Here is a 25,719-nt window from a genome sequence, read left to right as displayed (position 1 = left end):
AAGGCCTCGCAATTGCGAGGCCTTTCATTTGGGCTTCAATCGTTTCAACTGGCTGGCCTCATTCCCTGAGACAGTCCGAACATGAACAACAGCAAATCATGATCGGGCTGGGTCGCCACGGAGGCTTTCGCCACCCGTGGAACCGAACAATGAGCGTCGTTCCCGGACGCCCCTATGACCTGCATGCGCGGCTGCTCCCAGGCAGCCACCGCCAGTGAAGCAACTGCCAAGGCCCCGACCAGGAACAAACCTCGTGCAATTTCGAGTTTCATCGCTATAAACCTTTGATAGCGCTGCCAAACGCCGTCTCATAAAAGTAGACGAGTTTTTTCCAGTCGGCATCGCGGAACGACGAATGGCGACGCAGTTGCTTCATGTCATGCTGCGCGGCGCGATAGGGTGTCAGACGCTGACGGCACTTCTCCAGATCGATCAACGCCACTTCAACCTGCGCCGCTTCGCCTTCACCGGTGACCCGAACGAAAACGTGCTTGATGTAGATGCAGCTGTGCTGCCAGCGGCCCTTGTGCATGCGTGCCAGGTTCTCGGCGAGGTCCTTGAGGACTTTCTCGTAAACCAAGTCGCCGCATTGATCGCGACCACCGGAGGCGGCCAGCCAGTGCTCCAGTTCCTGGAAACCGTCGAGGGACTTGGTGACAAGCAGTGCGCGCCACTTGTGTTGTGGATCGGGCTGAGCACCGCAGAAAACGATTTGCGGTACGCGCACGCCGAGTTTGCTCAGGCCGGTCAGCGCGTCGAGTTCGCGCAATACGGTCGGGCGACCGAAGGGGTGCAACCAGCTGCGATAGATGTGCCCGGTCTGGCGCTTGGCGTACAGCAACTGGCCGTCACGGCCGACGATACGCTGCACCCCGCTTTCGCCACCGCGACGTACGTTGGGCTCTTCCACCCATTCGCCACGCTGGGCCCAGTAATAATCGAAACCATCCTGTGGAGCGATATTCGCTTCAACCGCTGCTTGCACTGCCATCCTCTACCTCTTGCGTAATACGTAAACCCGCCACATCGCATAGAGCGGTATAAAGTCCAGTTGTTCCTGGATGCGGAAACCCGCCTGTTCAAATTCTTTTTCGATCGTCGCCGCCGGAATCAGAAAGCGGTTCTGGTAATCACGATTCGGCCGGTCGAGCTCGGCGCGTTTGCGCTTCCAGGCCTTGAAGTTGCCGTCGACCCACAATGAAACAATCACGCTGTCACGGGTGACCCGCTCGAATTCGCGCAGGATAACCTTGCGGTGCTCGGCTTCACCGATATGGTGAAGAAGGCGCATGCAGAAGATGCTGTCGACCGCGTTATCCGGCAAAGCAATATCGAACGCCGAGGTGTGCAGCGGTTGTACACGCTTGACCACATCCGCCGGCTGCCCCTGCAGCGCGGTATTGATCATTGACTCGGAATTGTCCGCACCAATGATTACCCGGTTGGGTTTCTCCGCGAGCATTGGCCAGAAGCGTCCGGCACCGCAGGGCAGATCCAGCACCAGACCGGGATCCCCCGCCAGAGCCAGAGCCTTGCGACCCAATTGCTCGTCGCGCCAGTGCGACAGGCGGCGGCCAAGGCTTTCCTTGTGCTTGCGCAGGTAGCGTTGTGCGTGTTGGTCGTCGTACTTTTCGGAAAAATCGAGCTTGATCGGGCCGGCCATCATCTGGACTCCTGAGTTCTGATGACGCCACCTTAAGCAGCGGCGTGTCAGCGTCAGGTCATCCAATTGTGAAAATTCTGTCAGGTAAATCTGCAAAGTATTACAACGTTATACAGGATTTAGACAGGTGGGCGGGAGTAGCCTCGAGCCACTATTTGCCTGTATTCACGCCAAGATCTACCTCGAATCGGCAGCCATTGGGGTCCATCGTGCTCAGGCTGACCGTCCAGCCCTGGTTTTCGCAGATGCGCTGCACCAGCGACAAGCCAAGGCCCAGCCCCTCGCCCCGCTTCTCGCTGCCGCGCACGAACGGCTCGAACATCGCCTCGCGTTTTTCCTCGGGAATGCCCACCCCCGAGTCCTCGACGACAAAGCCGTTGGCAGTGAGGGTCAGGCGAATGAAGCCCTCTTCGGTGTAATGCAGTGCGTTACGCAGCAAGTTGCCCATCACCGCATTGAGCAAGGTTGCGTTGTAACGAGTGTCAGGTGGGTTACCCGGCTCGAACATCAGCGTCAGGCCCTTGCGCTCGATCGGCTCGCGCCACAGGCACAGCAGGCTCTCGGCCACTTGCGTGAGATTCTGCTGCGGCGCCGCCGCGGCTTCTTCGTTCTGTGTGCGTGCCAGCATCAGGAAAGTCTGTACCAGTTCGCGCATCTCTTCGCTGGCCCGGGCAATGCGCTCGACCTGGGCGCGACCGCGTTGATCGATTCCGGGGTTTTCCATGAGCAATTCACAGGAACTCGCCAGGACCATCAGCGGCGTGCGCAATTCATGGCTGACGTCGCTGGTAAACAGGCGTTCGCGGGTCAACGCCTGACGCAAGCGCCCCAGCGTGGCATCGAACGCCACCGCCAGTTCGCCGACTTCATCCGCTGCGTAATCCGGCGCCAAGGGTGGTGCCAGCCCGAGCAACTGGTCGCGATGCCGGACCTGCCGCGCCAGGCGCACCACCGGCGCCATCACCTTGCGCGCGAGCACCCAGCCAAGAAACACCGCCAGCGCCAGACTGAGCACGAAGCCCACCAGCACCACGGCAAACAGCACGCGCTCGCGCTCTTCGAAATCGCTCTGGTCCTGCAGCAAGACATAACGCCGACCATCCACCACTTCGACCATGGCGTGATAAGACAGCTGCTCGCGAAATACCTCATGGAAACCGGCATCGAGGTGACGCAGATCCTTGGGCAGATCGAAATCCCCCGGCCCGCCGCTGAAATAAAACAGCTGATCCGGCTCGGGGCGATGGCTCCAGTCGGAGACGTTGTCCATCAGCAGCAAACGTTGCAGGTCGCCGCCCAGCCCTGCGGAAATCAGTTTCTCTTCCACCAGGTGCACTGTCGCAACGATGCCCATGGCGAAAGCGCCGGCGACCAGTGCGCTCATCAGTGCGAAGGCGATGATGATCCGCTGGGAAAGACTCTGCTTAAACTCCATCTCGCCCCTCGGCCAAGCGATAACCGACACCGTGCACGGTGTGCAGCAGTGGCTTGGCGAATGGCTTGTCGATCACCTGGCGCAATTGGTGAACATGGCTGCGCAGGCTGTCGCTGTCCGGGCAGTCATCGCCCCACAGCGCTTCCTCGAGAATCTCCCGACGCAGCACGTGCGGGCTCTTCTGCATCAACACCGCGAGCAGCTTGAGACCGACCGGGTTGAGCTTGAGCAGCTTGCCTTCGCGGGTCACTTCCAGGGTGTCGAGGTCGTAGCTCAGATCACCGACCTGCAATGCCCGGCGACCGCCGCCCTGAGCACGACGCATGACCGCTTCGACGCGGGCGGCCAGTTCGGACAGAGCGAACGGCTTGATCAGGTAATCGTCGGCGCCGGACTTGAAGCCTTGCAGCCGGTCATCGAGTTGGTCGCGGGCGGTCAGCATGATCACCGGCGTATCACGCCGTGCGTCTTCACGCAGGCGCTTGCACAAGGTGTAGCCGTCGATGCCGGGCAGCATGATGTCGAGCACGATCAGGTCGTAATGCTCGGTCGCCGCCAGATGCAGACCGGACAAGCCGTCTTGTGCGCAATCGACGGTATAGCCTTTCATGCCCAGGTAATCGGCCAGATTGGCCAGGATGTCACGGTTGTCTTCGACCAGCAGAATTCGCATGGACATCTCCTCCGAACGGGGTAACGGCCGTCTTGGCCCGCGCAGCTTACGGCCAAGTGTGGCTCAGGGCTAGGGGCGTTTTTCGATAAACCTCCCTGCGCGCGCTGCGACGTTTTTTTCACTTTCGGTTAACAAATCGCCGACGCCAGCGCGCGCAGACTCCGCGCGATTACGCTCTCTCCTCCGTTCATCGACCAAGGAACCTGCCATGGTGTCGACCTCTGCCCTTCCCGCTTCAAGACCGCTGAACTGGTGGTTGTGTCTGGGCATTCCCGCAGCGGCGGCGATCATTCTGCTGTTGCTCGAACTGACCGATCTGGACATGGTTCTGGCGCAAATGTTCTACGACCCGGTCGCCGGCGATTTCATCGGACGGCACAGCTATTTTCTTGAAGACATCCTGCATGACCGGGCGAAACAGCTGGTGATCGGCTTCTCGGTGTTTGCCATCCTCGGCTTCATCGGAGCGTTTTTCATCGGAAGACTGAAACCGTTCAAGCGTGAATTGGGCTGTCTGGTGCTGTCGCTGGGGCTGGCGACTTCGTTTGTCACTCCGGTCAAAGCCGTCACCGCCGTGCAATGCCCATGGAGCCTGGAGCAATTCGGCGGCCACGAGACTTACAGCAAACTGATGGAGCATCGACCCGCCACTGACAAGCCGGGACGTTGCTGGCCGGGTGGCCATGCGGCAACCGGGTTTACGTTGTTTGCGTTGTTCTTCGTGTTGCGCGACCGGCGCCCGCGGCTGGCGCGGCAGGCGTTTGTATTTGCCTTCGCACTGGGCTCGGTGTTCTCGATCAGCCGCATGATGCAGGGCGCGCACTTCTTCTCGCACAACGTGTGGACGGCGATTTTCTGCTGGCTGATTTGTCTGGGGGCTTATTACTGGGTGCTGTATCGCCCGGCTGGCAAGACTTCGACGGCGATGAACACACAGCCGATCAATGCCTGAAATAAACAACCTGTGGGAGCGAGCCTGCTCGCGAATTGTCGGTTCAACTGGCTTGCATGTCGGATGACAGACCGCTTTCGCGAGCAGGCTCGCTCCCACAGGGGGATACCAGTGAGCTTCGAAATTGGGGCAATAAAAACCCCCGCTGACTTTCGCCAGCGGGGTTTTGCGTTACAGGGCCAGGGCTGGCTTACATCATGCCGCCCATGCCACCCATGCCGCCCATGTCTGGCATACCGCCGCCAGCTGCACCTTCTTTCTTCGGTGCGTCGGCAACCGCTGCTTCGGTGGTCAGGATCAGACCGCCGATGGAGGCTGCAGCTTGCAGAGCCGAACGGGTTACCTTGGTTGGGTCCAGGATGCCCATTTCGATCATGTCGCCGTATTCGCCGGAAGCAGCGTTGTAACCGAAGTTACCTTTGCCGTTCTTCACTTCGTTGACGACTACGCTTGGCTCGTCACCGGAGTTGGCAGCGATCTGACGCAGCGGCGCTTCAACAGCGCGACGCAGCACAGCGATACCGACGTTCTGGTCAGCGTTGTCGCCGGTCAGCTCGGTCAGTGCTTCCAGAGCACGGATCAGTGCCACGCCACCGCCAGGTACCACGCCTTCTTCAACGGCTGCACGGGTTGCGTGCAGGGCGTCTTCAACGCGGGCTTTCTTCTCTTTCATTTCAACTTCGGAACCAGCGCCAACCTTGATCACTGCAACGCCGCCGGACAGCTTGGCCAGACGCTCTTGCAGTTTTTCACGGTCGTAGTCCGAGGAAGTTTCGGCAACCTGGGCGCGGATCTGAGCGATACGGCCTTCAATGTCTGCCTGCACGCCAGCACCGTCAACGATGATGGTGTTTTCCTTGGACAGGGTCACGCGCTTGGCGTTACCCAGGTGCTCCAGGGTGGTGCTTTCCAGGCTCAGACCGATCTCTTCGGAGATAACGGTACCGCCGGTCAGAACAGCGATGTCCTGCAGCATGGCCTTGCGACGGTCGCCGAAGCCCGGTGCCTTGACGGCAGCGACTTTGACGATGCCACGCATGTTGTTCACAACCAGAGTCGCCAGGGCTTCGCCTTCAACGTCTTCGGCCACGATCAGCAGTGGGCGGCCGGCTTTGGCAACGGCTTCCAGCACTGGCAGCATTTCGCGGATGTTGGAGATCTTCTTGTCGACCAGCAGGATCAGAGGGCCGTCGAGCTCGGCAACCATGGTGTCCGGCTTGTTGACGAAGTATGGCGACAGGTAGCCACGGTCGAACTGCATGCCTTCTACAACCGACAGTTCGTTTTCCAGGCCCGAGCCTTCTTCAACGGTGATCACGCCTTCTTTACCGACTTTTTCCATGGCTTCGGCAATGATGTCGCCGATGGAGTTGTCGGAGTTGGCCGAGATGGTGCCGACCTGAGCGATGGCTTTGAAGTCAGCGCATGGCTTGGACAGGGCTTTGAGCTCTTTGACAATGGCGATGGTCGCCTTGTCGATGCCGCGTTTCAGGTCCATCGGGTTCATGCCGGCAGCGACGGCTTTCAGGCCTTCGTTGACGATCGACTGAGCCAGAACGGTAGCGGTGGTAGTACCGTCACCAGCGTCATCGTTGGCACGGGAGGCAACGTCTTTGACCAGCTGCGCGCCCATGTTTTCGAAGCGATCTTCGAGCTCGATCTCTTTGGCGACGGAAACGCCGTCCTTGGTGATGGTCGGAGCGCCGAAGCTCTTCTCGAGGATCACGTTACGGCCTTTCGGGCCCAGGGTCGCTTTTACCGCGTCAGCCAGAACATTGACGCCTTTGAGCATCTTGGAGCGGGCGGCATCGCCGAACTTAACTTCTTTAGCAGCCATGATCGATATTCCTTAAATACTTTGTAGTAGCGGGAAAATGAACGGGGATATCAGCCTTCGATAACCGCGAGAATTTCGCTCTCGCTCATTACCAGCAGGTCTTCGCCATCGACTTTCACAGTGTTGCTGCCGGAGTAAGGACCGAACACAACCTTGTCGCCTTCCTTCACGGACAGTGCACGCACTTCACCGTTTTCCAGAGCTTTGCCCGGGCCTACAGCGAGAATCACACCGTGGTTGGCTTTTTCAGCAGCCGAACCTGGCAGGACGATACCGCCAGCGGTTTTCTTTTCTTCTTCGCTGCGACGGATGACGACGCGGTCATGCAGAGGACGAAGCTTCATTGTCGATCTCTCCTAATTGTGGTTTTCATCGGCCGGTGTAGTCCCGGCGGGTTTAACGAATCCGGCCTGCGCCGGTTGCGGTCCGTCGAGCGAACCGCGCAAGTCTGTCCGGTTTGAATACCGGAAACCTTTCGGTGACCGATACATAGGGGCGCACAAGCCGATTACAAGGGCTGGCGGAAAAAATTTTTCATTCAGACACACTAAATAACGGCCATAAAAGAGCACGGCACCCGCAGGTGCCGTGTCGATGCTGATGTCACTTGTTGTCGCGGTGTTCGAACTCGCCTTCGATCACGTTCGGCTCTCGACCGAGCGGCTCGCGCGGAGCCGGGCCGCCACGGGGTTGCAGGTCGTCGGCGAAAGCACGCTGGCGCATGGCCTGGTCTTCGGCACGCTGGCGCATCTTGTTCGCCAGCAGACGACGGGTGACCGGCAACAACATCACCAGACCGACCACGTCACTGATGAAGCCGGGGATGATCAACAAGCCGCCGGCCAGTGCCAGCATCAGGCCTTCGAGCATGGTCTGCGCGGGCAATTCGCCGCGGTTCAGGCTTTCCCGGGCACGCAGTGCGGTGGCCAGACCGGCGACGCGCAGGACGAACACACCGAACATCGAGCCGAGAATGATCAGCAGCAGGGCCGGGAAAAACCCGATAGAGCCTGCCACTTTGACGAATACAAACAGCTCCAGCACTGGAAACAGCAGAAAGAGCAACAGAAAAGGGCGCATCAAAGTTTCCTCAACGCAAGAAATGCCTTGCAGTAAGCCTTAGATGACGTCGCCCTTGCGTGAATTCAAGCTTAACTTTGCGCTTTTTTCGGCCAGGACTGGGCGTGAGCCAGAGAAACCAAGGCCTCGCGCACTTGTGTCGGCGTATTACATGGCGCCGCGAAGGGCAACCAATAGACGGCCTGACCAATGCGCAGGTGCATGCCTTCGCTGTCAATCCCGGCCAGTTGCGCCGGCGTGCTGTTGGGCAGCCCGGCCAGCTCGACGTAATGGGCGATGGCCTTGGCGTGATCGCTGTTCATGTGCTCGACCATGCTGATTTCGGCCTTGCCGGCGAACGGGTTGGCCAGGGTCAGATCGTCGATCCAGTGAATCGCGCCAAACCCGCCGATGTAGCGATGGCGCACCGGATCGAGCACCCAGAAATCGAAATCATGGGCTTGATGGTAATTCTGCGAGTCGGGGAAATAGCGGTAATAACGCTCGGCTGCGGCATCAATGGCTGCCGGGTCTTCGAGTTTCTGCGCATGGGCCAGATAAGTCAGCCGCCCGACCGCCTGCACATCGTCGGCCTCGCGCTCGCCCACCAGCATCGAGCACTTCGGATCTTTCTGCAGGTTATGCGTGTGCTGGGCGATGCGGCTGATCAGGATCAGCGGCCGACCCTGCTCGTCCAGGCAATACGGCACAACCGAGCCAAAGGGAAAACCCGGCATCGATTTGGAGTGGGTCGACAGCACTCCACGGTATTCCTTGAGAAGCAATTCTCGGGCATTCTTCGCCACTTCAGCGCTCAATTTGTGACTCCTTAAATGGGTTCCGTCTAGAAAACGGACAGGCGCGCAGCGAAAAGTAACCGGCGCGCATCGGGCAAATGTTCGTGTGCAACCAGGCCTGACCGGTGCCGATCGAGCGTTGCCGACAACAAAAACAACTCAGACCTGCCAGCGGGACATGCGAATGCAACTCAACGACAAAGTAATCATTATCACCGGCGGTTGCCAGGGTTTGGGCCGTTCCATGGCCGAGTATTTCGCCGGCAAGGGCGCGAAGCTGGCCCTGGTCGATCTGAATCAGGAAAAACTCGACGACGCCGTGGCCGCCTGCAAAGCCAAGGGTGTCGAAGCGCGCAGCTATCTGTGCAACGTCGCCAATGAAGAACAGGTCGAGCACATGGTCGCGCAAGTGGCCGAAGACTTCGGTGCCATCCACGGCCTGATCAACAACGCCGGGATCCTGCGCGATGGTCTGCTGCTCAAGGTCAAGGACGGCGAGATGACCAAGATGAGTCTGGCCCAGTGGCAGGCGGTGATCGATGTCAACCTGACCGGCGTGTTCCTCTGCACCCGTGAAGTCGCAGCGAAGATGGTCGAGCTGAAGAACAGCGGCGCGATCATCAACATTTCGTCGATCTCCCGTGCGGGCAATGTCGGCCAGACCAACTATTCCGCAGCCAAGGCTGGCGTCGCGGCGGCGACCGTAACCTGGGCGAAGGAACTGGCGCGTTACGGCATTCGCGTCGCGGGCATTGCACCGGGCTTTATCGAAACCGAGATGACTTTGGGCATGAAACCGGAAGCGCTGGAGAAGATGACGTCGGGCATTCCGCTCAAGCGCATGGGCAAGCCGGAAGAGATTGCCCATTCGGCGGCGTATATCTTCGAGAACGACTACTACACCGGGCGGATTCTGGAGATGGATGGCGGCTTGCGCATCTGACTGTCACCCTGAAACAAATGTGGGAGCGAGCCTGCTCGCGAATGCGGTGTGTCATTCAACCCAATGGTTGTCTGATCTACCGCTTTCGCGAGCAGGCTCGCTCCCACAGGTTTTTCAGCGCTGCCGATGGATCAATCGTCGCTGATGGTGATATTCGGCATCGCTGGCGTGGCCGCTTCCTGCAACACGATTCGCGCACCGACGTGGCGGGCCAGCTCCTGATAGACCATGGCAATCTGGCTGTCCGGCTCGGCAATCACCGTCGGCTTGCCGCCATCGGCCTGTTCGCGGATCAGCATCGACAGCGGCAGCGAGGCCAGCAGTTCGACACCGTACTGGGTGGCCAGTTTCTCGCCGCCACCTTCACCGAACAGATGCTCGGCATGCCCACAGTTCGAGCAGATGTGCACGGCCATGTTTTCCACCACGCCCAACACCGGAATGTTGACCTTGCGGAACATTTCCACGCCTTTGCGCGCGTCGAGCAGCGCCAGATCCTGCGGCGTAGTGACGATCACCGCACCCGCCACCGGGACTTTCTGCGCCAGGGTCAGCTGGATGTCGCCGGTGCCTGGCGGCATGTCGATGACCAGATAATCCAGATCGCCCCAAGCAGTTTGCGTAACCAGTTGCAGCAGCGCCCCGGAAACCATCGGCCCGCGCCAGACCATCGGCGTGTTGTCGTCGGTCAGGAACGCCATCGACATGACTTCCACGCCGTGAGCCTTGAGCGGCACAAACCATTTCTGGTCCTTGACCTCAGGACGGGTGCGCTCGGGGATGCCGAACATGATGCCCTGGCTCGGGCCGTAGATATCGGCGTCGAGGATGCCGACTTTGGCGCCTTCACGGGCCAGCGCCAGCGCGAGGTTGGCAGCGGTAGTGGATTTGCCCACGCCGCCCTTGCCGGACGCGACGGCGACGACGTTCTTGACGTTGGCCAGTCCCGGAATCTGCGCTTGGGCCTTGTGCGGGGCGATCACGCTGGTGACCTCGACGCGGGCGATGACCACGCCGTCGAGGTTTTCGATGGCCAGTTGCAGCAGTTGTGCCCAGCCGCTCTTGAACAGGCCGGCGGCGTAGCCGATTTCCAGCTGCACATTGACGCGGTCACCGATGATCTCGATGTTTTTCACGCACCCGGCGCTGACCGGGTCCTGGTTCAGGTAAGGGTCGGTGTATTGGCTGAGGACGGCTTCCACCGCTGCGCGAGTGACGGCGCTCATGGGCAACTCCGATAACAAGACTGGAAAAGATGGCGGCTATCGTACGCTGGACACCGATTTGAGGCGAACAGATTACTTGCGCTGAAAAGCCACTATGGTGAGGGGATTTAACCCCGTTGGGTGGCGAAGCCGCCCCAAAACCTGCGCCCCCGGTACATCAGGAGCTGCGTGTGTAACGATATCCACGACTGCTGCGCAGCCGAACGGGGATAAATCCCCTCACCACACGAGCGCTCAAAGTACCCAGTGGCGCAGGGGTGAAAAATATGCGCCGGCGCTTTATAGTGGCCGACCTCCGTTTCATCAAGTAGCGAAGCCCCATGTCCGAGCCACGCAAGATCCTCGTCACCAGCGCCCTGCCCTACGCCAACGGTTCGATCCACCTTGGCCACATGCTGGAATACATCCAGACCGATATGTGGGTGCGCTTCCAGAAGCATCGCGGCAACCAATGCATCTATGTCTGCGCCGACGACGCCCACGGTTCGGCGATCATGCTGCGCGCGGAAAAGGAAGACATCACCCCGGAACAACTGATCGCCAACGTGCAGGCTGAACACAGCGCCGACTTTGCCGACTTCCTCGTCGATTTCGACAATTTCCACTCCACTCACGCCGAAGAAAACCGTGAGCTGTCGAGCCAGATCTACCTCAAGCTGCGTGACGCCGGGCACATCGCCCAGCGCTCGATCACCCAGTATTTCGACCCGGAAAAGAAAATGTTCCTGGCCGACCGCTTCATTAAGGGCACCTGCCCGAAATGTGGCACCGAAGACCAGTACGGCGACAACTGCGAAAAATGCGGCGCGACCTACGCACCGACTGACCTGAAGGATCCAAAGTCGGCGATCTCCGGCGCCACCCCGGTGCTCAAGGATTCCCAGCACTTCTTCTTCAAGCTGCCGGATTTCCAGGAAATGCTCCAGGCCTGGACCCGCAGCGGCACCCTGCAGGACGCCGTGGCCAACAAGATCGCCGAATGGCTGGATGCCGGTCTGCAGCAGTGGGACATTTCCCGCGATGCGCCGTATTTCGGCTTCGAGATTCCGGGCGAGCCGGGCAAGTATTTCTACGTCTGGCTGGATGCACCGATCGGCTACATGGCCAGCTTCAAGAACCTCTGCAACCGCACGCCGGAGCTGGACTTCGACGCGTTCTGGGGCAAGGACTCGACTGCCGAGCTGTACCACTTCATCGGCAAGGACATCGTCAATTTCCACGCGCTGTTCTGGCCAGCCATGCTCGAAGGCGCCGGCTACCGCAAGCCGACCGGCATCAACGTGCACGGCTACCTGACCGTCAATGGCCAGAAAATGTCCAAGTCGCGCGGCACCTTCATCAAGGCCCGCACTTATCTCGATCATCTGTCGCCGGAATACCTGCGCTATTACTACGCAGCCAAGCTGGGCCGTGGCGTCGATGACCTCGATCTGAACCTCGAGGACTTCGTGCAGAAGGTCAACTCCGACCTGGTCGGCAAAGTGGTCAACATCGCCAGCCGTTGCGCCGGTTTCATCCACAAGGGCAACGGCGGCCTGCTGGTCGACAACAATGCCGCGCCGGAGCTGACCGAGGCCTTCCTCGCCGCTGCGCCGAGCATTGCCGACGCTTACGAAGCCCGAGATTTTGCCCGCGCGATGCGTGAAATCATGGCCCTGGCTGACCGCGCCAACGCGTGGATCGCCGACAAGGCCCCGTGGTCGCTGAACAAGCAGGAAGGCAAGCAGGATGAAGTCCAGGCAATCTGCGCCACCGGCATCAACCTGTTCCGCCAGTTGGTGATCTTCCTCAAACCGGTACTGCCGCTGCTGGCCGCAGATGCCGAGGCGTTCCTCAACGTCGCGCCGCTGACTTGGAATGACCACACCACCCTGCTGGCCAATCACCAGCTCAACGAATTCAAACCGTTGATGACCCGCATCGACCCGGTAAAAGTGCAAGCCATGACCGACGCCTCCAAGGAAGACCTGACCGCCAGCCAGACCGACACTGGCGCAGCCGCCCCTGCGGGCAACGGCGAACTGGCCAAGGATCCGCTGTCGCCGGAAATCGATTTCGATGCCTTTGCCGCCATCGATTTGCGCGTCGCTTTGATCGTCAAGGCCGAACACGTCGAAGGCGCCGACAAGCTGCTGCGTCTGACCCTCGACATCGGTGACGAGCAACGCAACGTGTTCTCCGGGATCAAGAGCGCGTATCCGGATCCGTCCAAGCTCGACGGTCGCCTGACCATGATGATCGCCAACCTCAAGCCACGGAAAATGAAGTTCGGTATTTCCGAAGGCATGGTGATGGCAGCCGGCCCCGGCGGTGAAGAGATCTACCTGCTGAGCCCGGACAGCGGCGCCAAGCCAGGTCAGCGCATCAAGTAAGACGTTGCCGCAAAACGATCCCACCGACGTGCTCTGCATGCCGGTGGGATTTTTCATATCTGGCCCGATAGTGCCTACCCTTAAGAGACACCCGCCCGTTTCGCTGGCAGAACCATGACCGAACTCGTGTTAACGCTGATCAGTGCTGCGCTGCTCAACAATTTCGTGTTGCACTGGCCGCTGGGCGTCGCTCCGCTGCTGGCGGGCAGCCGACGCCAGGTACATGCGCTGGGATTGGCGACGTTGTGCCTGATGCTGGTAGTCAGCGTTATTGGTCAGGCGATCTGGCAGTGGATACTGCTGCCGTTGCAGCTTGAAGCGCTGCGCCTGTTCGTGTTTCTGCCGTTGAGTGTGTTGTTGATCGCGCCGCTGCTGAAACTGCTGGCGCGCGGGCTGCCGGATTGGCCGTTCGACGGATTGTGGCCGCTGCTGCTGGGCAATGCCGGCGTACTCGGGCTGGCGTTGATCAATGCGCAAAACGATCAAGGCCTGCTGCACGCGACAGCATTGAGTATCGGCGCCGGGCTGGGTTTCTGGCTGGTGTTGAGTGTGTTCTGCGACCTGCGCGAGCGCACGGCCGACAACGATATTCCCCTGCCCTTTCGCGGCCTGCCGATCGACCTGATCAGCGCTGGACTGATCGCAGTGATTTTTCTCGGATTCAGTGGATTGATCAAAACATGAGTCTGCTTCAACGCATCGATGCCCTGCTGCCGCAGACCCAATGCGGCAAGTGCGGCCATCCCGGATGCAAACCCTATGCGCAAGGCATTATTGACGGTGAGCCGATCAACAAATGCCCGCCGGGCGGCGAAGAAACCATCGCTGCGCTGGCCGAGCTGTTGAAAATACCGGTCCTGGAACTGGACATCAGCCGTGGCCCGGCACCGCCGCAAGTCGCCTTCATCCGCGAGGCCGAATGCATCGGCTGCACCAAGTGCATTCAGGCCTGCCCGGTCGACGCCATCGTCGGCGCGGCAAAACTCATGCACACGGTGCTGATCGACGAATGCACCGGTTGTGATCTGTGCGTTGCGCCGTGCCCGGTCGACTGCATCGAAATGCATCCTTTGCCTGCGAACACGATCCCAGTGGTTGGCGGTCTCGCATTTGATCTCGAAGAACAGCGCGCCCGCGCGATCAAACGTGACCATGCGCGCCAGCGTTTCGAGCGCCGCAACCAGCGCCTGCTGCGTGAAGAACAGCAAAAGCAGGCTGAACGTGAAGCGCGAGCCGCGCGTGCGGCACAACCGCAAGTCTCGACCGCCGACCCGGTGCAGGCTGCGCTGGAGCGGGTGCGTGCGCAAAAAGCCGCGAACGCTGATGCGGCGCTGAAGAAGGCCAAGGTCGATGTGGCGATGAGTCGGGCTCAGTTGCATAAATCGCTGAAAGCTTTCGGCCATCCGCCGACGTTCGAACAGCAGTCGCAACTGATCGTCCTGCAGCAACAATTCGAAGCCGCCGAGCAAGCGCTGGCGAAGCTGGAAAGCAGCCAACCGGTGATTCCCGCCGTTTCTGCTCCGAGCAACGACGCGGAGTTGAAACGGGCGAAGATTCAACTGGCCATGCGCCGCGCCGAGTTGAAAAAGGCTCAGGCAGCGGAGGCTGCGCCGGAGCAGATCGCAGCACTGGAGCAAGCCGTGACTGACGCCGAGCGCCAGGTGCAAGACCATGCCACCCCTTGAGGCAGCGGACGATCGCCTGCAACAGGCGATGAATACCGTGCTGCTCGCGGCGCTGCCGGGGCTGCTCGCTTTGTTCTGGCTGTATGGCTGGGGCGTGTTGATCAATTTGCTGTTGGCGGTTGTCAGTGCTTTGCTCGTCGAAGCGAGCGTCGCCCGTCTGCGTCGGCAAGCGGTACAAACGGCACTGCGTGATGGCAGCGCGCTGGTCAGTGCAATGTTGCTGGCCGTTGCGCTGCCGGCCTATTGCCCTTGGTGGCTGACGGTCACCGCGACCGTTTCAGGCTTGTTATTCGGCAAGCACCTGTATGGCGGCGTCGGCAAAAACCCGTTCAACCCGGCGATGCTTGGCTTTGTCCTGAGCATGGCGCTGTTTCCGCATGTGATGACGCATTGGCCCGGTCATGGCCTCGATTTCCTCTCGGCGTTGCAACAGGTTTTCAACCCGGCTCCAGCACCGGACGCTTGGGCGCAGGCCACGGCACTGGACAGTCTGCGCATCAATAAAAGCCTGACCGTCGATGAGCTGTTCGCCAGCAACCCGGCCTTCGGCCGCTTCGGCGGGCGCGGTGTGGAATGGGTGAATCTGGCGTTTCTGCTCGGCGGCCTGCTGCTGTTGCAGCGGCGGATCTTTTCATGGCACGCACCGGTGGGGATGCTCGCCAGCCTGTTTGTCATCAGCCTGTTGTGCTGGAACGGATCGGGGTCGGATTCCCATGGTTCGCCGCTGTTTCATCTGCTCAGCGGCGCGACCATGCTCGGTGCATTTTTTATCGTGACCGAACCTGTGTCCGGCGCGAAAAGCGCCCTCGCCCGCCTGCTGTTCGGCATTGGCGTCGGCTTGCTCACCTATCTGATTCGTACTTGGGGTGGTTACCCGGACGGCGTCGCGTTTGCGGTGTTGCTGATGAATCTGCTGGTGCCGACGCTGGAGCGCTTCGCCGCCAGCCGCCAGTCGAAGGCGACCGCGTGAACGGCCCAGCGAGCGTCGCGACCCTGGTGCTGCTGGCACTCATTGGCGCGAGCGCGACATACGTGTTGCAGCGCAGCAGTGCACCGCAGATTGCCAGCGAGCAGCGCTTGCTCGACAGCCGCCAATTGCTCGATGTCATGCCTGCCGCGCTCTACGATAATCAGCCGCTGGAGCAACCGCTGACGCTCGCCGAGCCTGTTTTGCGCCATAGCACGCTGTCAGGCGGCTATCGAGCGACCCGCTCCGGACAGACAGTCGCGGTGCTGTTGCGCAGTCGCAGCGAAGGTTACGCAGGTACTCTGGAACTGCTGATAGCCATCGATGCAAACGGCAGAGTTCTAGGCGTGAAAACCCTTGAGCAGCGCGAAACGCCGGGATTGGGTGGTCACATCGGTGAATGGCCGAATGCCTGGCTTCAGGCCTTCGTCGGCACATCCCGTACTGAGCCGACAGACGCCGGTTGGGCGCTGAAAAAGGATCAGGGGCAGTTCGATCAAATCGCTGGCGCGACCATAACTTCCCGTGCCGCCATCAACGCGATTCATGACGCACTGCGTTATTTCGATGAGCATCGGGCGCTGCTGTTAGGAACTGGCTCATGAAACCCACGGTGAGTTTATTGATGCTGGTGCCACTATTGGGCGCCACACAAACATTTAGCGCTGCACTGGGGATAACCTTGATGCTCGGCGCGGTACTTGGCGTTTTTGCCGTTTGCATGTCGCCGCTGCGCGAGCGCCTGACGGGCACCCGCGCGTTGCTAGCCAGCCTGATACTTGCCGCGACGTTGACCAGTTGCGCGGATATTGTGGCGCAACTCTGGTTTTTGCCATGGCAGCAAACATCTGGGCTCTACATAGGGCTGATCGCCTTGCACTGCGTCGTGCTTGAATACCACGATGCCTTCCGCGAGCCCGTCGCTGTCAGCTTCAAACGCTGCGCCTTGTTCGGCGCGCTCATGCTGGTGGTCGGCGGGCTGCGCGAGATCATCGGTTATGGCAGCCTTGGCCGAGGTCTTTCGGAGCATTGGCAAGGTCTGGTTTTGTTCCCCGAGGGGCTGCATCTGTTTACGCTGGTCCCCGGCGCTTTCGTTTTACTGGGCCTGCTTCTCGCCGTACGTCAGGCGTGGACACGCCGCAACTCTGTCATCAAGGAAACGCATCGCCCATGAATGCTGCAAAACGTCTTGAGATATTTCGCCGACTGCACGAAGACAATCCCGAGCCGAAAACCGAACTGGCCTACTCTTCGCCGTTCGAGCTGCTGATTGCGGTGATTCTTTCGGCGCAGTCCACCGATGTCGGGGTCAACAAGGCGACGGCCAAACTCTTTCCCGTCGCCAACACACCCGCCGCGATTCATGCGCTGGGTGTCGAGGGGCTGTCGGAGTACATCAAGACCATCGGCCTGTACAACAGCAAGGCGAAAAACGTCATCGAAACCTGCCGTCTGCTGGTTGAACGGCACGGCGGTGAAGTCCCGCAAACCCGAGAAGAACTGGAAGCCCTGCCCGGCGTCGGGCGCAAGACCGCCAACGTGGTGCTCAACACCGCTTTCCGTCAATTGACCATGGCGGTCGACACGCACATTTTCCGCGTCAGCAATCGCACCGGCATCGCGCCGGGGAAAAATGTGGTGGAAGTTGAAATGAAGCTGATGAAGTTTGTACCGAAAGAATTCCTGCTCGACTCCCATCACTGGCTGATTTTGCATGGCCGCTATGTTTGCCTGGCGCGTAAACCGCGCTGTGGCAGCTGCCGCATCGAAGATCTGTGCGAATACAAACATAAAACTTCTGACGATTGAGCCGTCATCGGTTTTTCGTATCCATCGATTGAAAAAATCTTTTTTACCCGCCGCAGTAATGTCGATATAAGGAGCGCCAAAGGCAGTCTTAGCCGGGAGTTGACTTCATGAGTACCGACAAAGAGCAACTGGATGTAGAAGAAGATTTTATTGCCGTCGAGGCCGATGAGGTCGAACCGGTGGTCGAGGTGGCGAAGACCAACCTCAGCAAGCGTCGCACAATCGACAACCTGCTTGAGGAGCGCCGACTGCAAAGGCAATTGGCCGATTACGATTTTGATCTGTGATACCTGAAGGCCTCCCGAAGCGGAGGCTTTTCATTTTCTGCGACAACCGAGCTTGATCGGCCCATGACGTTCTCAGCTGTCGAATCGTTCAAACAAGGCCGTTGCGCTGCGCCAACTCGATCAGATCAACCAGAGACCGCGCATTGAGTTTCAGCAACAGGCGAGTCTTGTAAGTGCTTACAGTCTTGTTGCTCAAAAACATGCCGTCTGCGATTTCCTTGTTGGTCTTGCCGCGCGCCAATTGCTGCAACACCATCATTTCCCGCCCGGACAGACGATCAACCATGTCCGCCTCACTCGCATTGCCCAAACTCGTACGCACGGTGTGCAGGGCCTGATTGGGGAAATAGCTGTAGCCGGACAGAACTGCCTTGATCGCACTCAGCAGTTCGGTCAGGTCCTGCTGCTTGCACACATAACCCGCTGCACCCGATTGCATGCAACGCATTGAAAAATGTCCGGGAGCCTGGGAAGTCAGCACCAGCACTTTCACCGGCATAGCGGTGGAAGTCAGGCGAGCAATAACTTCCAGCCCATCGAGTTTGGGTATTCCAATATCCAGAATGACAAGATCCGGTATTTGTTCACGAGCAATTTGTAGTGCATCAACGCCATTATCCGTTTCTGCAATGACTTCGTAGCCATGCCGTTCCATCAGCATACGTACCGCAAGTCGAATGACGGGGTGGTCATCCACGATCAGCACTTTATTCATGGGCAAGTCCAGTTTTCGCTGTTCGAATTTTTAGAACACGCACGATATCCCAGTCACTTGCTGTAGCGCATAGCAACTTTTACACGCCCTTGCATCGAGAGACATTCCCTACACGTATTGAGGATAATTCCCACAAATAGACCCCGCCACACCTACCGTAATAGCACTGCTTGCTTCAAGACCGCATCGTTTTTCCCCTTGAATGCTTACGAGCCCTACTCCGCGCCAAAGTCATCAGCAACGTGATTTTCCCCGGATTGCTCGTGCTGATTGCCGATTAGACATATGACGTAACGAAGCGGCAGCACCGCGCATTCGACACACCCTCACCCAGTCTATAAAACTTGAAACAACAGTCGAAAAACTTTAATGACCGCTTTTGCTATATATAGAAACAGTCAACACCAACCAAACAACATAGAACTTAATCATGCTCAAGATAAAGAACAAGATAACCAATCCAATGACAGTTATCGCCATATTTGCCATTCTTTCTGAAACATCAGCGGCGGTCTCGCTGCCGTTTCTTGATAATAAAGATCGGGAAATCTATGTGTGGTTTCTGATCAGCTTTCCCTTTTATTTGTTATTTCTTTTTTTCATCACGCTCAACTTCAATCACCGCTCCCTCTACTCACCCTCGGATTTTGGCAAAGACAAAAGCTTCCTCAAGGCGACTGAACATCCGGAACGCGAGAGCGAACGAAAAGTACCGTTGCGCAAAACCGATGAACCGTGCGCTTTCGAGATAACCAGCTGCGTGGTATCCAGCAACATCGCAGGCGGCGGATTTCAGCGTCCATGCAGGATCCACAACGCGCCCGACCCACCGCTCGACCCGGAGAGCCAGACCAGCCCGGTGGTCCAGACGATCAAACTGTCACCACTGATCAGCGAACTGAACATCATCGACGCCAGAGATGTTGACGCGTCCAGAGAGTTCGATGCGATTCTCGACATTCTCCGGAGCGGTGGGAAAAAAAACCCGCGTGTTCTGGTTTTCCTGTCGAATCATGTTTCGGACTCTCCGGCACATACCGCGCTGCAACAGCTCAAACAGGCGAAGAAAAGCTCAGGTACAACGTTGTGTGTCGTTTACAACCTGTGCACTCAGACAGTCACTTTGCTGGGGCGAACAAGCTGACGGGCGACCCGCAAACAGGCAGACAAGAGAAACGGCTTGATGAATTCGATGAAAATTCCGAAAAAAAAGGCGGCCCTGAACTGGCCGCCTTTTTTATTGCGCGTGGGTCTGAGCCGCTTAGAACAACTTGCGGCCCTTGTTGGCAGCAATGCGCATGCGCAGCGCGTTGAGCTTGATGAAGCCCGCCGCATCGGCCTGGTTGTAAGCGCCGCCATCTTCTTCGAAGGTGGCGATGTTGGCGTCGAACAGTGAGTCGTCGGACTTGCGGCCAGTAACGATGACGTTGCCTTTGTACAACTTCAGGCGCACTACGCCGTTCACGTTGACCTGCGAAGCGTCGATCATCTGTTGCAGCATCAGACGCTCAGGGCTCCACCAGTAGCCGGTGTAGATCAGGCTGGCGTACTTGGGCATCAGCTCGTCTTTGAGGTGAGCGACTTCGCGGTCCAGAGTGATCGACTCGATGGCGCGGTGAGCGCGCAGCATGATGGTGCCGCCCGGAGTTTCGTAGCAGCCACGGGACTTCATGCCGACATAACGGTTTTCGACGATGTCGAGACGACCGATGCCGTGCTCGCCGCCGATCTTGTTCAGCGTCGCCAGTACGGTGGCCGGGGTCATTTCGACGCCGTCCAGCGCGACGATGTCGCCGTTGCGGTAGGTCAGTTCCAGGTACTGCGGGGTGTCGGGAGCCTTCTCCGGGGAGACGGTCCAGCGCCACATGTCTTCTTCGTGCTCGGTCCAGGTGTCTTCCAGCACGCCGCCTTCATAAGAGATGTGCAGCAGGTTGGCGTCCATCGAGTACGGAGATTTTTTCTTGCCGTGGCGTTCGATCGGGATCGCGTGCTTCTCGGCGTAGTCCATCAGCTTCTCGCGGGACAGCAAGTCCCACTCGCGCCAAGGGGCGATCACTTTCACGCCTGGCTTGAGCGCGTAGGCGCCCAGTTCGAAGCGCACCTGGTCGTTGCCCTTGCCGGTAGCACCGTGGGAAATCGCGTCGGCGCCGGTTTCGTTGGCGATTTCAATCAGGCGCTTGGCGATCAGCGGACGGGCGATGGAAGTACCCAGCAGGTACTCGCCTTCGTAAACGGTGTTGGCGCGGAACATCGGGAACACGAAATCACGCACGAATTCTTCGCGCAGGTCGTCGATGTAGATTTCTTTGACGCCCATGGCCTGAGCCTTGGCGCGGGCCGGCTCGACCTCTTCGCCTTGACCGAGATCAGCGGTGAAGGTCACCACTTCACAGTTATAAGTATCCTGCAGCCACTTGAGGATCACCGAAGTGTCCAGGCCGCCGGAATACGCCAGAACGACCTTGTTTACGTCCGCCATGCCATCACTCCACGGGGTTCTACGGAAAGCCGGGGAGTCTACCGCTCAAACGCGATAATTTACAGAGGCGCGACAGCTTAAGACGACAAAGCGACAGAATCTGTCGAGAGCGCGACGATGACCGGCGGGTCAGGAAGTCGCTGCGGCCGTGGCCGGCGTACTCGCTTGCGGCGCCGGAGCCGGGGCGGTAGCCGGTGCGACGCGCGACAGTTTCACGTTGACCCGACGGTTCTTCGCACGATTGGCCTTGCTGGTGTTCGGCACGATCGGATACTGCTCGCCGTGGAAACGCACGGTGATCTGCGATTCCTGGATGCCGTTGGCCTTGAAGAAATCCACCACCGCCAGCGCGCGGCGGCGCGACAATTCGCGGTTGGTCAGACGATTGCCGCTGTTGTCTGAGTGACCGTCGAGGTCAATGTGGTTCACCGTCGGGTCGGCCTTCATGTATTCGAGCATCACTTGCAGCTTGGCCTTGGCAGCCGGGTCCAGCTCAACGCCTTCGCCGGGGAAGCCGATCTGCGACTGCTTGATCTGGTCGAAATTCTGCGGCAGCAATTTCGCCACGCAGCCTTGATAGTCGTTGAACGCCTTGCTGAATTTCACCGGCAACAAACGCACTTCGGAGACGCGGCCATCGCCCGACGCGCGGCGTACCACCGGGCTGCGACCGTCCAGCAGACCACTGATCAGACCACCGGCCTGGGATTGCGAGCTGTTGAACAACACGTTGCCGCTGCCCAGCCGTACCGAGCCCAAATTGATATCGCCACGCCCCGGCTGCCACGGTGCAGCGGCAGCGAGCAAAGTCGCCGAACCGCCGCCAAGCATGGCGTTGTGGGCATTCAGGCGAAAGATCGCCTGCTCACCGGCCTTGCGCACGAACTCGCCCGAGCCGAAATCGGTGATCGGCTGGGTCAGGCGGCATTCGAACTGGTCGCCGGCGACCGTCCACTCAATGTTCTCCAGACGGGTCTGGTAGGTCAGCGCCATCGCGGGAAGGCTGGCAAACACACTGAGCAGGGCTAAATAACGCTGGCGCACGGGAGGCTCCATTGGCTTGTGAAACACAAACACCGATTCACACAATGTCTACGGCATACCTTCGGGATATCGGACGCGTGTGGCAAAACTTGATAGCGGGTGCCTGCAAGAGTCTTTTCCGGTAGCATTCGCCTCAGTTTGACCCGCCTGGAATCCCCTCATGTCCGACCGCCTGACCCTGCTGCGTCCCGACGACTGGCACATTCATCTTCGCGATGGTGCCGTGTTGACCAATACCGTTGCCGATGTGGCCCGCACCTTCGGGCGCGCGATCATCATGCCGAACCTGGTACCGCCGGTGCGCAACGCCGCTGAAGCCGACGGCTATCGCCAGCGCATTCTCGCCGCCCGCCCGGCCGGCAGTCAGTTCGAGCCGTTGATGGTGCTGTACCTCACCGATCGCACCCAACCGGAAGAAATTCGTCAGGCCAAGGCCAGCGGTTTCGTCTACGCCGCCAAGCTGTACCCGGCCGGCGCGACCACCAACTCCGACTCCGGCGTGACCAGCATCGACAAGATCTTCCCGGCGCTGGAAGCCATGGCCGAAGTCGGCATGCCGCTGTTGATCCACGGTGAAGTCACGCGTGGCGACGTCGATGTGTTCGACCGCGAAAAGATTTTCATCGACGAGCACATGCGCCGCGTGGTCGAACGCTTCCCGACGCTGAAAGTGGTGTTCGAACACATCACCACCGGTGACGCCGTACAGTTCGTCAACGAGGCTTCGGCCAACGTCGGCGCGACCATCACCGCGCATCACCTGCTGTACAACCGCAACCACATGCTGGTCGGCGGGATTCGGCCGCACTTCTACTGCTTGCCGATTCTCAAGCGCAATACCCATCAGGAAGCCTTGCTCGACGCGGCCACCAGTGGCAGCGCCAAGTTCTTCCTCGGCACCGACTCGGCGCCCCACGCCCAGCACGCCAAGGAAGCTGCCTGCGGTTGCGCCGGTTGCTATACCGCCTACGCCGCCATCGAGATGTATGCCGAAGCGTTCGAACAGCGTAACGCGCTGGACAAACTCGAAGCCTTCGCCAGCCTCAACGGCCCGCGTTTCTACGGCCTGCCGGCAAACACCGATCGCATCACCCTGGTCCGCGAAGAATGGACCGCCCCGACCAGTCTGCCATTTGGCGAGCTGACCGTTATCCCGCTGCGCGCCGGTGAAAAACTGCGCTGGCGCCTGCTGGAGGAACACGCGTGAGTGAAGACAATTTCGACGATGAACTGGACGGTCAAGGTGGCGGCGGGGGTTCCCGTCATCCGATGGCAGCGCGTTTTCGCGGCTACCTGCCGGTTGTCGTCGACGTAGAAACCGGTGGCTTCAACGCAGCCACCGATGCCCTGCTGGAGATTGCCGCGACCACCATCGCCATGGATGAAAAGGGTTTCGTCTACCCTGATCACACCTACTTCTTCCGCGTCGAGCCATTCGAAGGTGCGAACGTTGAAGCGGCAGCGCTGGAGTTCACCGGGATCAAGCTCGATCACCCGCTGCGCATGGCCGTCAGCGAAGAAACCGCGCTGACCGACATCTTCCGTGGGATCCGCAAGGCGCTGAAAGCCAACGGCTGCAAGCGGGCAATTCTGGTCGGGCACAACAGCAGTTTCGACCTGGGCTTCCTCAACGCAGCAGTTGCGCGCCTGGACATGAAGCGCAACCCGTTCCACCCGTTCTCCAGTTTCGACACCGCGACCCTGGCGGGTCTGGCGTACGGTCAGACTGTACTGGCGAAAGCCTGTCAGGCGGCTGGCATCGATTTCGACGGTCGTGAAGCGCACTCGGCACGTTACGACACCGAAAAGACCGCTGAGCTGTTCTGCGGCATCGTCAATCGCTGGAAGCAGATGGGCGGCTGGGAAGACTTCGACGACTGATCGTCGGCGAACAAATCCCGCGCATGAAAAAACCGGCCCACATGGGCCGGTTTTTTTCTACCTCGACGTTGCGCCTTACAGGGCGGCAGCGTTCTCGGTCAGGTAAGCCGCAACGCCTTCCGGCGAAGCGTTCATGCCTTTGTCGCCTTTCTTCCAGTTGGCCGGGCAGACTTCGCCGTGCTCTTCGTGGAATTGCAGTGCGTCGACCAGACGGATCAGCTCTTCCATGTTACGGCCCAGCGGCAGGTCGTTGATGATCTGCGAGCGAACCACCCCTTTGTCGTCGATCAGGAATGCGCCACGGAAAGCCACGCCGCCTTCGGATTCAACGTCGTATGCCTTGGCGATGTCGTGCTTCATGTCGGCAGCCATGGTGTATTTCACCTGGCCGATGCCGCCATTGTTCACTGGAGTGTTGCGCCAGGCGTTGTGGGTGAAGTGCGAGTCGATCGACACAGCGATCACTTCAACGTTGCGCGCCTTGAAGTCAGCCATGCGGTTGTCCAGAGCGATCAGCTCGGACGGGCAGACGAAGGTGAAGTCCAGCGGGTAGAAGAACACCAGGCCGTATTTGCCTTTGATGGCCGAGGACAGGGTGAAGCTGTCAACGATCTCGCCATTGCCGAGTACGGCCGGGACGGTGAAGTCTGGGGCTTGTTTGCCTACGAGTACGCTCATTGATATCTCCTGGTGTAAAAACTTGAAGTTCAGGGTCCGTGCCAGCCTGTCACCCTCAGGCGACAGCCCTGTGACACGAACCCTCTTCGCAAGGGACGACCATCATACACTGCGTGTTTGGCCTGTCCGTAACGGATTTTCCCTGTTCGGTTATCCACTGCGTATTCATGGGGTCAGACGCGCATTTGGAAAATACCGTTCGTCAGTCGCTGGGAAATTGGCTGCGAAGCGTTCCGAAAGCACTTTGACAATCATTCTCGTTAACATTAAGATCCATCGCAATTGAGTCACAACCAGCGACGGTTCTTACTTATGTATGTTTGCCTCTGCACTGGCGTCACCGACGGACAGATCCGCGAAGCGATCTATGAAGGTTGCTGCAGCTACAAAGAAGTTCGCCAGGCCACCGGCGTCGCCAGCCAGTGTGGCAAATGCGCCTGCCTTGCCAAGGAAGTGGTGCGCGAAACCCTGACCAAGCTGCAAACCGCCCAGGCCGCGATCCCTTACCCGGTAGAATTTACTGCTGCGTAAATGCCCCATTTCAAAGAACCGGACTCGATGTCCGGTTTTTTTATGCCTGAAAATCAATTGCTTAGCGTCCAGACGCGGAACACAAACATTCTTATTCCGATTAATTTTCATTTATTATTCAATAACTTAGGTTTGACACTTATAACTGCCAAGCTCAAACTCCGCCTTATATACGGTTAATACAGGGCAGGACTCCGATCATGAAAGGCGACATTACAGTCATCCAGCATCTCAACAAGATCCTCGCCAATGAGCTGGTCGCGATCAATCAATACTTTCTGCATGCGCGCATGTATGAAGATTGGGGTCTGAACAAGCTCGGCAAGCACGAATACCACGAATCCATCGACGAGATGAAACACGCGGACAAGCTGATCAAGCGCATCCTGTTCCTTGAAGGCCTGCCGAACGTCCAGGACCTGGGCAAGCTGCACATCGGCGAACACACCCGCGAGATGCTCGAATGCGACCTGCGCATCGAAAAGACCGGCCATGCCGACCTGAAAGCCGCCATCGCCCACTGCGAAACCGTTGGCGACTTCGGCAGCCGTGAACTGCTCGAAGACATCCTCGAGTCGGAAGAAGAACACATCGACTGGCTGGAAACCCAGCTCGGCCTGATCGACAAGATCGGCCTGGAAAACTATCTGCAGTCGCAGATGGGCGAAGAGTAGGAGCTGTCGAGT

General features: G+C 59.0%; 29 protein-coding genes. 15 read left to right on the top strand and 14 right to left on the bottom strand.

What is annotated here, in order from left to right:
* Positions 1-44: 44 nt before the first annotated feature.
* From KVG85_RS25690 to colR, 5 genes are all read right to left on the bottom strand, one after another.
* Entirely contained in the window at positions 45-272 is a 228-nt protein-coding gene (locus KVG85_RS25690; RefSeq protein ID WP_016773424.1) for a hypothetical protein, read from the bottom strand.
* A 2-nt stretch (positions 273-274) separates the two neighbouring features.
* The gene (locus KVG85_RS25685) at positions 275-991 is read right to left on the bottom strand and encodes a lipopolysaccharide kinase InaA family protein (protein ID WP_217865387.1); all 717 of its coding nucleotides are present in this window, start codon (positions 989-991) and stop codon (positions 275-277) included.
* Positions 992-994: 3 nt separating this feature from the next.
* On the bottom strand, positions 995-1,663 hold the full coding sequence (locus KVG85_RS25680) for a class I SAM-dependent methyltransferase (RefSeq protein ID WP_217865410.1): 669 nt from the start codon (positions 1,661-1,663) through the stop codon (positions 995-997).
* 151 nt (positions 1,664-1,814) lie between these two features.
* Complete coding sequence (locus tag KVG85_RS25675; protein ID WP_217865386.1) at positions 1,815-3,098, bottom strand: sensor histidine kinase; 1,284 nt, start codon at positions 3,096-3,098, stop codon at positions 1,815-1,817.
* A complete protein-coding gene (gene colR / locus KVG85_RS25670) occupies positions 3,088-3,771 on the bottom strand; it encodes a two-component system response regulator ColR (protein WP_016773421.1) in 684 nt (227 codons plus the stop codon). The genes KVG85_RS25675 and colR overlap by 11 nt, the downstream gene beginning before the upstream one ends.
* Positions 3,772-3,979: 208 nt before the next feature.
* Between colR and KVG85_RS25665 the strand changes: the two genes are divergently transcribed.
* Positions 3,980-4,723, top strand: coding sequence for a phosphatase PAP2 family protein (locus KVG85_RS25665; RefSeq protein WP_217865385.1), 744 nt, complete (start codon positions 3,980-3,982; stop codon positions 4,721-4,723).
* A gap of 190 nt (positions 4,724-4,913) precedes the next feature.
* On the opposite strand, the gene groL is transcribed toward KVG85_RS25665, so the two are convergent.
* The 4 genes from groL to KVG85_RS25645 all read right to left on the bottom strand — a co-directional run bounded on the left by groL (position 4,914) and on the right by KVG85_RS25645 (position 8,437).
* A complete protein-coding gene (gene groL, locus KVG85_RS25660; protein WP_064365078.1) occupies positions 4,914-6,560 on the bottom strand; it encodes a chaperonin GroEL in 1,647 nt (548 codons plus the stop codon).
* A 50-nt stretch (positions 6,561-6,610) separates the two neighbouring features.
* Positions 6,611-6,904 (bottom strand): co-chaperone GroES, encoded by a 294-nt coding sequence (locus KVG85_RS25655; protein ID WP_217865384.1) that lies wholly within the window; start codon positions 6,902-6,904, stop codon positions 6,611-6,613.
* Positions 6,905-7,163: 259 nt separating this feature from the next.
* Positions 7,164-7,640, bottom strand: a complete 477-nt coding sequence (locus tag KVG85_RS25650; protein WP_016773418.1) for an FxsA family protein — start codon at positions 7,638-7,640, stop codon at positions 7,164-7,166.
* Between the two features lie 71 nt (positions 7,641-7,711).
* Positions 7,712-8,437 (bottom strand): HugZ family pyridoxamine 5'-phosphate oxidase, encoded by a 726-nt coding sequence (locus KVG85_RS25645; RefSeq protein ID WP_217865383.1) that lies wholly within the window; start codon positions 8,435-8,437, stop codon positions 7,712-7,714.
* 163 nt (positions 8,438-8,600) lie between these two features.
* Between KVG85_RS25645 and KVG85_RS25640 the strand changes: the two genes are divergently transcribed.
* The gene (locus tag KVG85_RS25640; protein ID WP_016773416.1) at positions 8,601-9,359 is read left to right on the top strand and encodes an SDR family oxidoreductase; all 759 of its coding nucleotides are present in this window, start codon (positions 8,601-8,603) and stop codon (positions 9,357-9,359) included.
* Positions 9,360-9,490: 131 nt separating this feature from the next.
* On the opposite strand, the gene apbC is transcribed toward KVG85_RS25640, so the two are convergent.
* Complete coding sequence (apbC, locus tag KVG85_RS25635; protein WP_217865382.1) at positions 9,491-10,585, bottom strand: iron-sulfur cluster carrier protein ApbC; 1,095 nt, start codon at positions 10,583-10,585, stop codon at positions 9,491-9,493.
* 320 nt (positions 10,586-10,905) lie between these two features.
* On the opposite strand from apbC, the gene metG reads away from it, so the two are divergent.
* The 8 genes from metG (at position 10,906) to KVG85_RS25595 (ending at position 17,705) form a co-directional block, all read left to right on the top strand.
* Complete coding sequence (gene metG, locus KVG85_RS25630) at positions 10,906-12,957, top strand: methionine--tRNA ligase (RefSeq protein WP_217865381.1); 2,052 nt, start codon at positions 10,906-10,908, stop codon at positions 12,955-12,957.
* A gap of 114 nt (positions 12,958-13,071) precedes the next feature.
* On the top strand, positions 13,072-13,641 hold the full coding sequence (locus KVG85_RS25625) for an Rnf-Nqr domain containing protein (RefSeq protein ID WP_217865380.1): 570 nt from the start codon (positions 13,072-13,074) through the stop codon (positions 13,639-13,641).
* The gene (gene rsxB / locus KVG85_RS25620) at positions 13,638-14,642 is read left to right on the top strand and encodes an electron transport complex subunit RsxB (RefSeq protein WP_122507756.1); all 1,005 of its coding nucleotides are present in this window, start codon (positions 13,638-13,640) and stop codon (positions 14,640-14,642) included. The genes KVG85_RS25625 and rsxB overlap by 4 nt, the downstream gene beginning before the upstream one ends.
* The gene (locus KVG85_RS25615) at positions 14,629-15,612 is read left to right on the top strand and encodes an RnfABCDGE type electron transport complex subunit D (protein WP_217865379.1); all 984 of its coding nucleotides are present in this window, start codon (positions 14,629-14,631) and stop codon (positions 15,610-15,612) included. The genes rsxB and KVG85_RS25615 overlap by 14 nt, the downstream gene beginning before the upstream one ends.
* Positions 15,609-16,214, top strand: a complete 606-nt coding sequence (locus KVG85_RS25610; protein ID WP_217865378.1) for an RnfABCDGE type electron transport complex subunit G — start codon at positions 15,609-15,611, stop codon at positions 16,212-16,214. The genes KVG85_RS25615 and KVG85_RS25610 overlap by 4 nt, the downstream gene beginning before the upstream one ends.
* Entirely contained in the window at positions 16,211-16,783 is a 573-nt protein-coding gene (locus KVG85_RS25605; RefSeq protein ID WP_217865377.1) for an Rnf-Nqr domain containing protein, read from the top strand. The genes KVG85_RS25610 and KVG85_RS25605 overlap by 4 nt, the downstream gene beginning before the upstream one ends.
* Positions 16,780-17,418 carry an endonuclease III gene (gene nth / locus KVG85_RS25600; protein ID WP_016773410.1) on the top strand — a complete coding sequence of 213 codons (639 nt, stop codon included), beginning with the start codon at positions 16,780-16,782 and terminating at the stop codon, positions 17,416-17,418. Before KVG85_RS25605 ends, nth begins: the two co-directional genes overlap by 4 nt.
* 107 nt (positions 17,419-17,525) lie before the next feature.
* Positions 17,526-17,705: a PA3496 family putative envelope integrity protein gene (locus tag KVG85_RS25595; RefSeq protein ID WP_016773409.1), complete on the top strand. Its 180-nt coding sequence runs from the start codon at positions 17,526-17,528 to the stop codon at positions 17,703-17,705.
* An 88-nt stretch (positions 17,706-17,793) separates the two neighbouring features.
* On the opposite strand, the gene KVG85_RS25590 is transcribed toward KVG85_RS25595, so the two are convergent.
* Positions 17,794-18,420: a response regulator transcription factor gene (locus tag KVG85_RS25590; RefSeq protein ID WP_016773408.1), complete on the bottom strand. Its 627-nt coding sequence runs from the start codon at positions 18,418-18,420 to the stop codon at positions 17,794-17,796.
* A 430-nt stretch (positions 18,421-18,850) separates the two neighbouring features.
* Here KVG85_RS25590 and KVG85_RS25585 point away from each other — a divergent pair, with 430 nt between their 5' ends.
* Entirely contained in the window at positions 18,851-19,564 is a 714-nt protein-coding gene (locus tag KVG85_RS25585) for a hypothetical protein (protein ID WP_217865376.1), read from the top strand.
* Between the two features lie 117 nt (positions 19,565-19,681).
* On the opposite strand, the gene KVG85_RS25580 is transcribed toward KVG85_RS25585, so the two are convergent.
* Together KVG85_RS25580 and KVG85_RS25575 are read right to left on the bottom strand one after the other, a co-directional pair.
* Positions 19,682-20,899: an argininosuccinate synthase gene (locus KVG85_RS25580; RefSeq protein ID WP_007953201.1), complete on the bottom strand. Its 1,218-nt coding sequence runs from the start codon at positions 20,897-20,899 to the stop codon at positions 19,682-19,684.
* Between the two features lie 129 nt (positions 20,900-21,028).
* Positions 21,029-21,943, bottom strand: coding sequence for a flagellar protein MotY (locus tag KVG85_RS25575; RefSeq protein ID WP_217865375.1), 915 nt, complete (start codon positions 21,941-21,943; stop codon positions 21,029-21,031).
* Positions 21,944-22,103: 160 nt separating this feature from the next.
* Here KVG85_RS25575 and pyrC point away from each other — a divergent pair, with 160 nt between their 5' ends.
* Positions 22,104-23,150 carry a dihydroorotase gene (pyrC, locus tag KVG85_RS25570; RefSeq protein WP_016773405.1) on the top strand — a complete coding sequence of 349 codons (1,047 nt, stop codon included), beginning with the start codon at positions 22,104-22,106 and terminating at the stop codon, positions 23,148-23,150.
* On the top strand, positions 23,147-23,824 hold the full coding sequence (gene rnt, locus KVG85_RS25565; RefSeq protein ID WP_016773404.1) for a ribonuclease T: 678 nt from the start codon (positions 23,147-23,149) through the stop codon (positions 23,822-23,824). Before pyrC ends, rnt begins: the two co-directional genes overlap by 4 nt.
* A gap of 75 nt (positions 23,825-23,899) precedes the next feature.
* Here rnt and KVG85_RS25560 read toward each other — a convergent pair whose 3' ends face one another.
* Positions 23,900-24,502, bottom strand: a complete 603-nt coding sequence (locus KVG85_RS25560; RefSeq protein ID WP_003227723.1) for a peroxiredoxin — start codon at positions 24,500-24,502, stop codon at positions 23,900-23,902.
* A gap of 312 nt (positions 24,503-24,814) precedes the next feature.
* On the opposite strand from KVG85_RS25560, the gene KVG85_RS25555 reads away from it, so the two are divergent.
* The gene (locus KVG85_RS25555; protein ID WP_003227725.1) at positions 24,815-25,033 is read left to right on the top strand and encodes a bacterioferritin-associated ferredoxin; all 219 of its coding nucleotides are present in this window, start codon (positions 24,815-24,817) and stop codon (positions 25,031-25,033) included.
* 200 nt (positions 25,034-25,233) lie between these two features.
* The gene (bfr, locus tag KVG85_RS25550) at positions 25,234-25,707 is read left to right on the top strand and encodes a bacterioferritin (protein ID WP_016773403.1); all 474 of its coding nucleotides are present in this window, start codon (positions 25,234-25,236) and stop codon (positions 25,705-25,707) included.
* Positions 25,708-25,719: the final 12 nt, after the last annotated feature.

Source organism: Pseudomonas triticicola (assembly GCF_019145375.1).
GTDB lineage: Bacteria > Pseudomonadota > Gammaproteobacteria > Pseudomonadales > Pseudomonadaceae > Aquipseudomonas > Aquipseudomonas triticicola.
Note: the sequence above shows the minus strand (reverse complement) of the source record. Positions and strands in the feature narration are given on the sequence as shown.

Excerpts from the sequence above, each read along its gene's own strand:
- KVG85_RS25690 (WP_016773424.1), bottom strand. The coding sequence starts at position 272 with ATGAAACTCGAAATTGCACGAGGTTTGTTCCTGGTCGGGGCCTTGGCA.
- KVG85_RS25685 (WP_217865387.1), bottom strand. The coding sequence starts at position 991 with ATGGCAGTGCAAGCAGCGGTTGAAGCGAATATCGCTCCACAGGATGGT.
- KVG85_RS25680 (WP_217865410.1), bottom strand. The coding sequence starts at position 1,663 with ATGGCCGGCCCGATCAAGCTCGATTTTTCCGAAAAGTACGACGACCAA.
- KVG85_RS25675 (WP_217865386.1), bottom strand. The coding sequence starts at position 3,098 with ATGGAGTTTAAGCAGAGTCTTTCCCAGCGGATCATCATCGCCTTCGCA.
- colR (WP_016773421.1), bottom strand. The coding sequence starts at position 3,771 with ATGCGAATTCTGCTGGTCGAAGACAACCGTGACATCCTGGCCAATCTG.
- KVG85_RS25665 (WP_217865385.1), top strand. The coding sequence starts at position 3,980 with ATGGTGTCGACCTCTGCCCTTCCCGCTTCAAGACCGCTGAACTGGTGG.
- groL (WP_064365078.1), bottom strand. The coding sequence starts at position 6,560 with ATGGCTGCTAAAGAAGTTAAGTTCGGCGATGCCGCCCGCTCCAAGATG.
- KVG85_RS25655 (WP_217865384.1), bottom strand. The coding sequence starts at position 6,904 with ATGAAGCTTCGTCCTCTGCATGACCGCGTCGTCATCCGTCGCAGCGAA.
- KVG85_RS25650 (WP_016773418.1), bottom strand. The coding sequence starts at position 7,640 with ATGCGCCCTTTTCTGTTGCTCTTTCTGCTGTTTCCAGTGCTGGAGCTG.
- KVG85_RS25640 (WP_016773416.1), top strand. The coding sequence starts at position 8,601 with ATGCAACTCAACGACAAAGTAATCATTATCACCGGCGGTTGCCAGGGT.
- apbC (WP_217865382.1), bottom strand. The coding sequence starts at position 10,585 with ATGAGCGCCGTCACTCGCGCAGCGGTGGAAGCCGTCCTCAGCCAATAC.
- metG (WP_217865381.1), top strand. The coding sequence starts at position 10,906 with ATGTCCGAGCCACGCAAGATCCTCGTCACCAGCGCCCTGCCCTACGCC.
- KVG85_RS25625 (WP_217865380.1), top strand. The coding sequence starts at position 13,072 with ATGACCGAACTCGTGTTAACGCTGATCAGTGCTGCGCTGCTCAACAAT.
- rsxB (WP_122507756.1), top strand. The coding sequence starts at position 13,638 with ATGAGTCTGCTTCAACGCATCGATGCCCTGCTGCCGCAGACCCAATGC.
- KVG85_RS25615 (WP_217865379.1), top strand. The coding sequence starts at position 14,629 with ATGCCACCCCTTGAGGCAGCGGACGATCGCCTGCAACAGGCGATGAAT.
- KVG85_RS25605 (WP_217865377.1), top strand. The coding sequence starts at position 16,211 with ATGAAACCCACGGTGAGTTTATTGATGCTGGTGCCACTATTGGGCGCC.
- nth (WP_016773410.1), top strand. The coding sequence starts at position 16,780 with ATGAATGCTGCAAAACGTCTTGAGATATTTCGCCGACTGCACGAAGAC.
- KVG85_RS25595 (WP_016773409.1), top strand. The coding sequence starts at position 17,526 with ATGAGTACCGACAAAGAGCAACTGGATGTAGAAGAAGATTTTATTGCC.
- KVG85_RS25590 (WP_016773408.1), bottom strand. The coding sequence starts at position 18,420 with ATGAATAAAGTGCTGATCGTGGATGACCACCCCGTCATTCGACTTGCG.
- KVG85_RS25585 (WP_217865376.1), top strand. The coding sequence starts at position 18,851 with ATGCTCAAGATAAAGAACAAGATAACCAATCCAATGACAGTTATCGCC.
- KVG85_RS25580 (WP_007953201.1), bottom strand. The coding sequence starts at position 20,899 with ATGGCGGACGTAAACAAGGTCGTTCTGGCGTATTCCGGCGGCCTGGAC.
- pyrC (WP_016773405.1), top strand. The coding sequence starts at position 22,104 with ATGTCCGACCGCCTGACCCTGCTGCGTCCCGACGACTGGCACATTCAT.
- KVG85_RS25560 (WP_003227723.1), bottom strand. The coding sequence starts at position 24,502 with ATGAGCGTACTCGTAGGCAAACAAGCCCCAGACTTCACCGTCCCGGCC.
- KVG85_RS25555 (WP_003227725.1), top strand. The coding sequence starts at position 24,815 with ATGTATGTTTGCCTCTGCACTGGCGTCACCGACGGACAGATCCGCGAA.
- bfr (WP_016773403.1), top strand. The coding sequence starts at position 25,234 with ATGAAAGGCGACATTACAGTCATCCAGCATCTCAACAAGATCCTCGCC.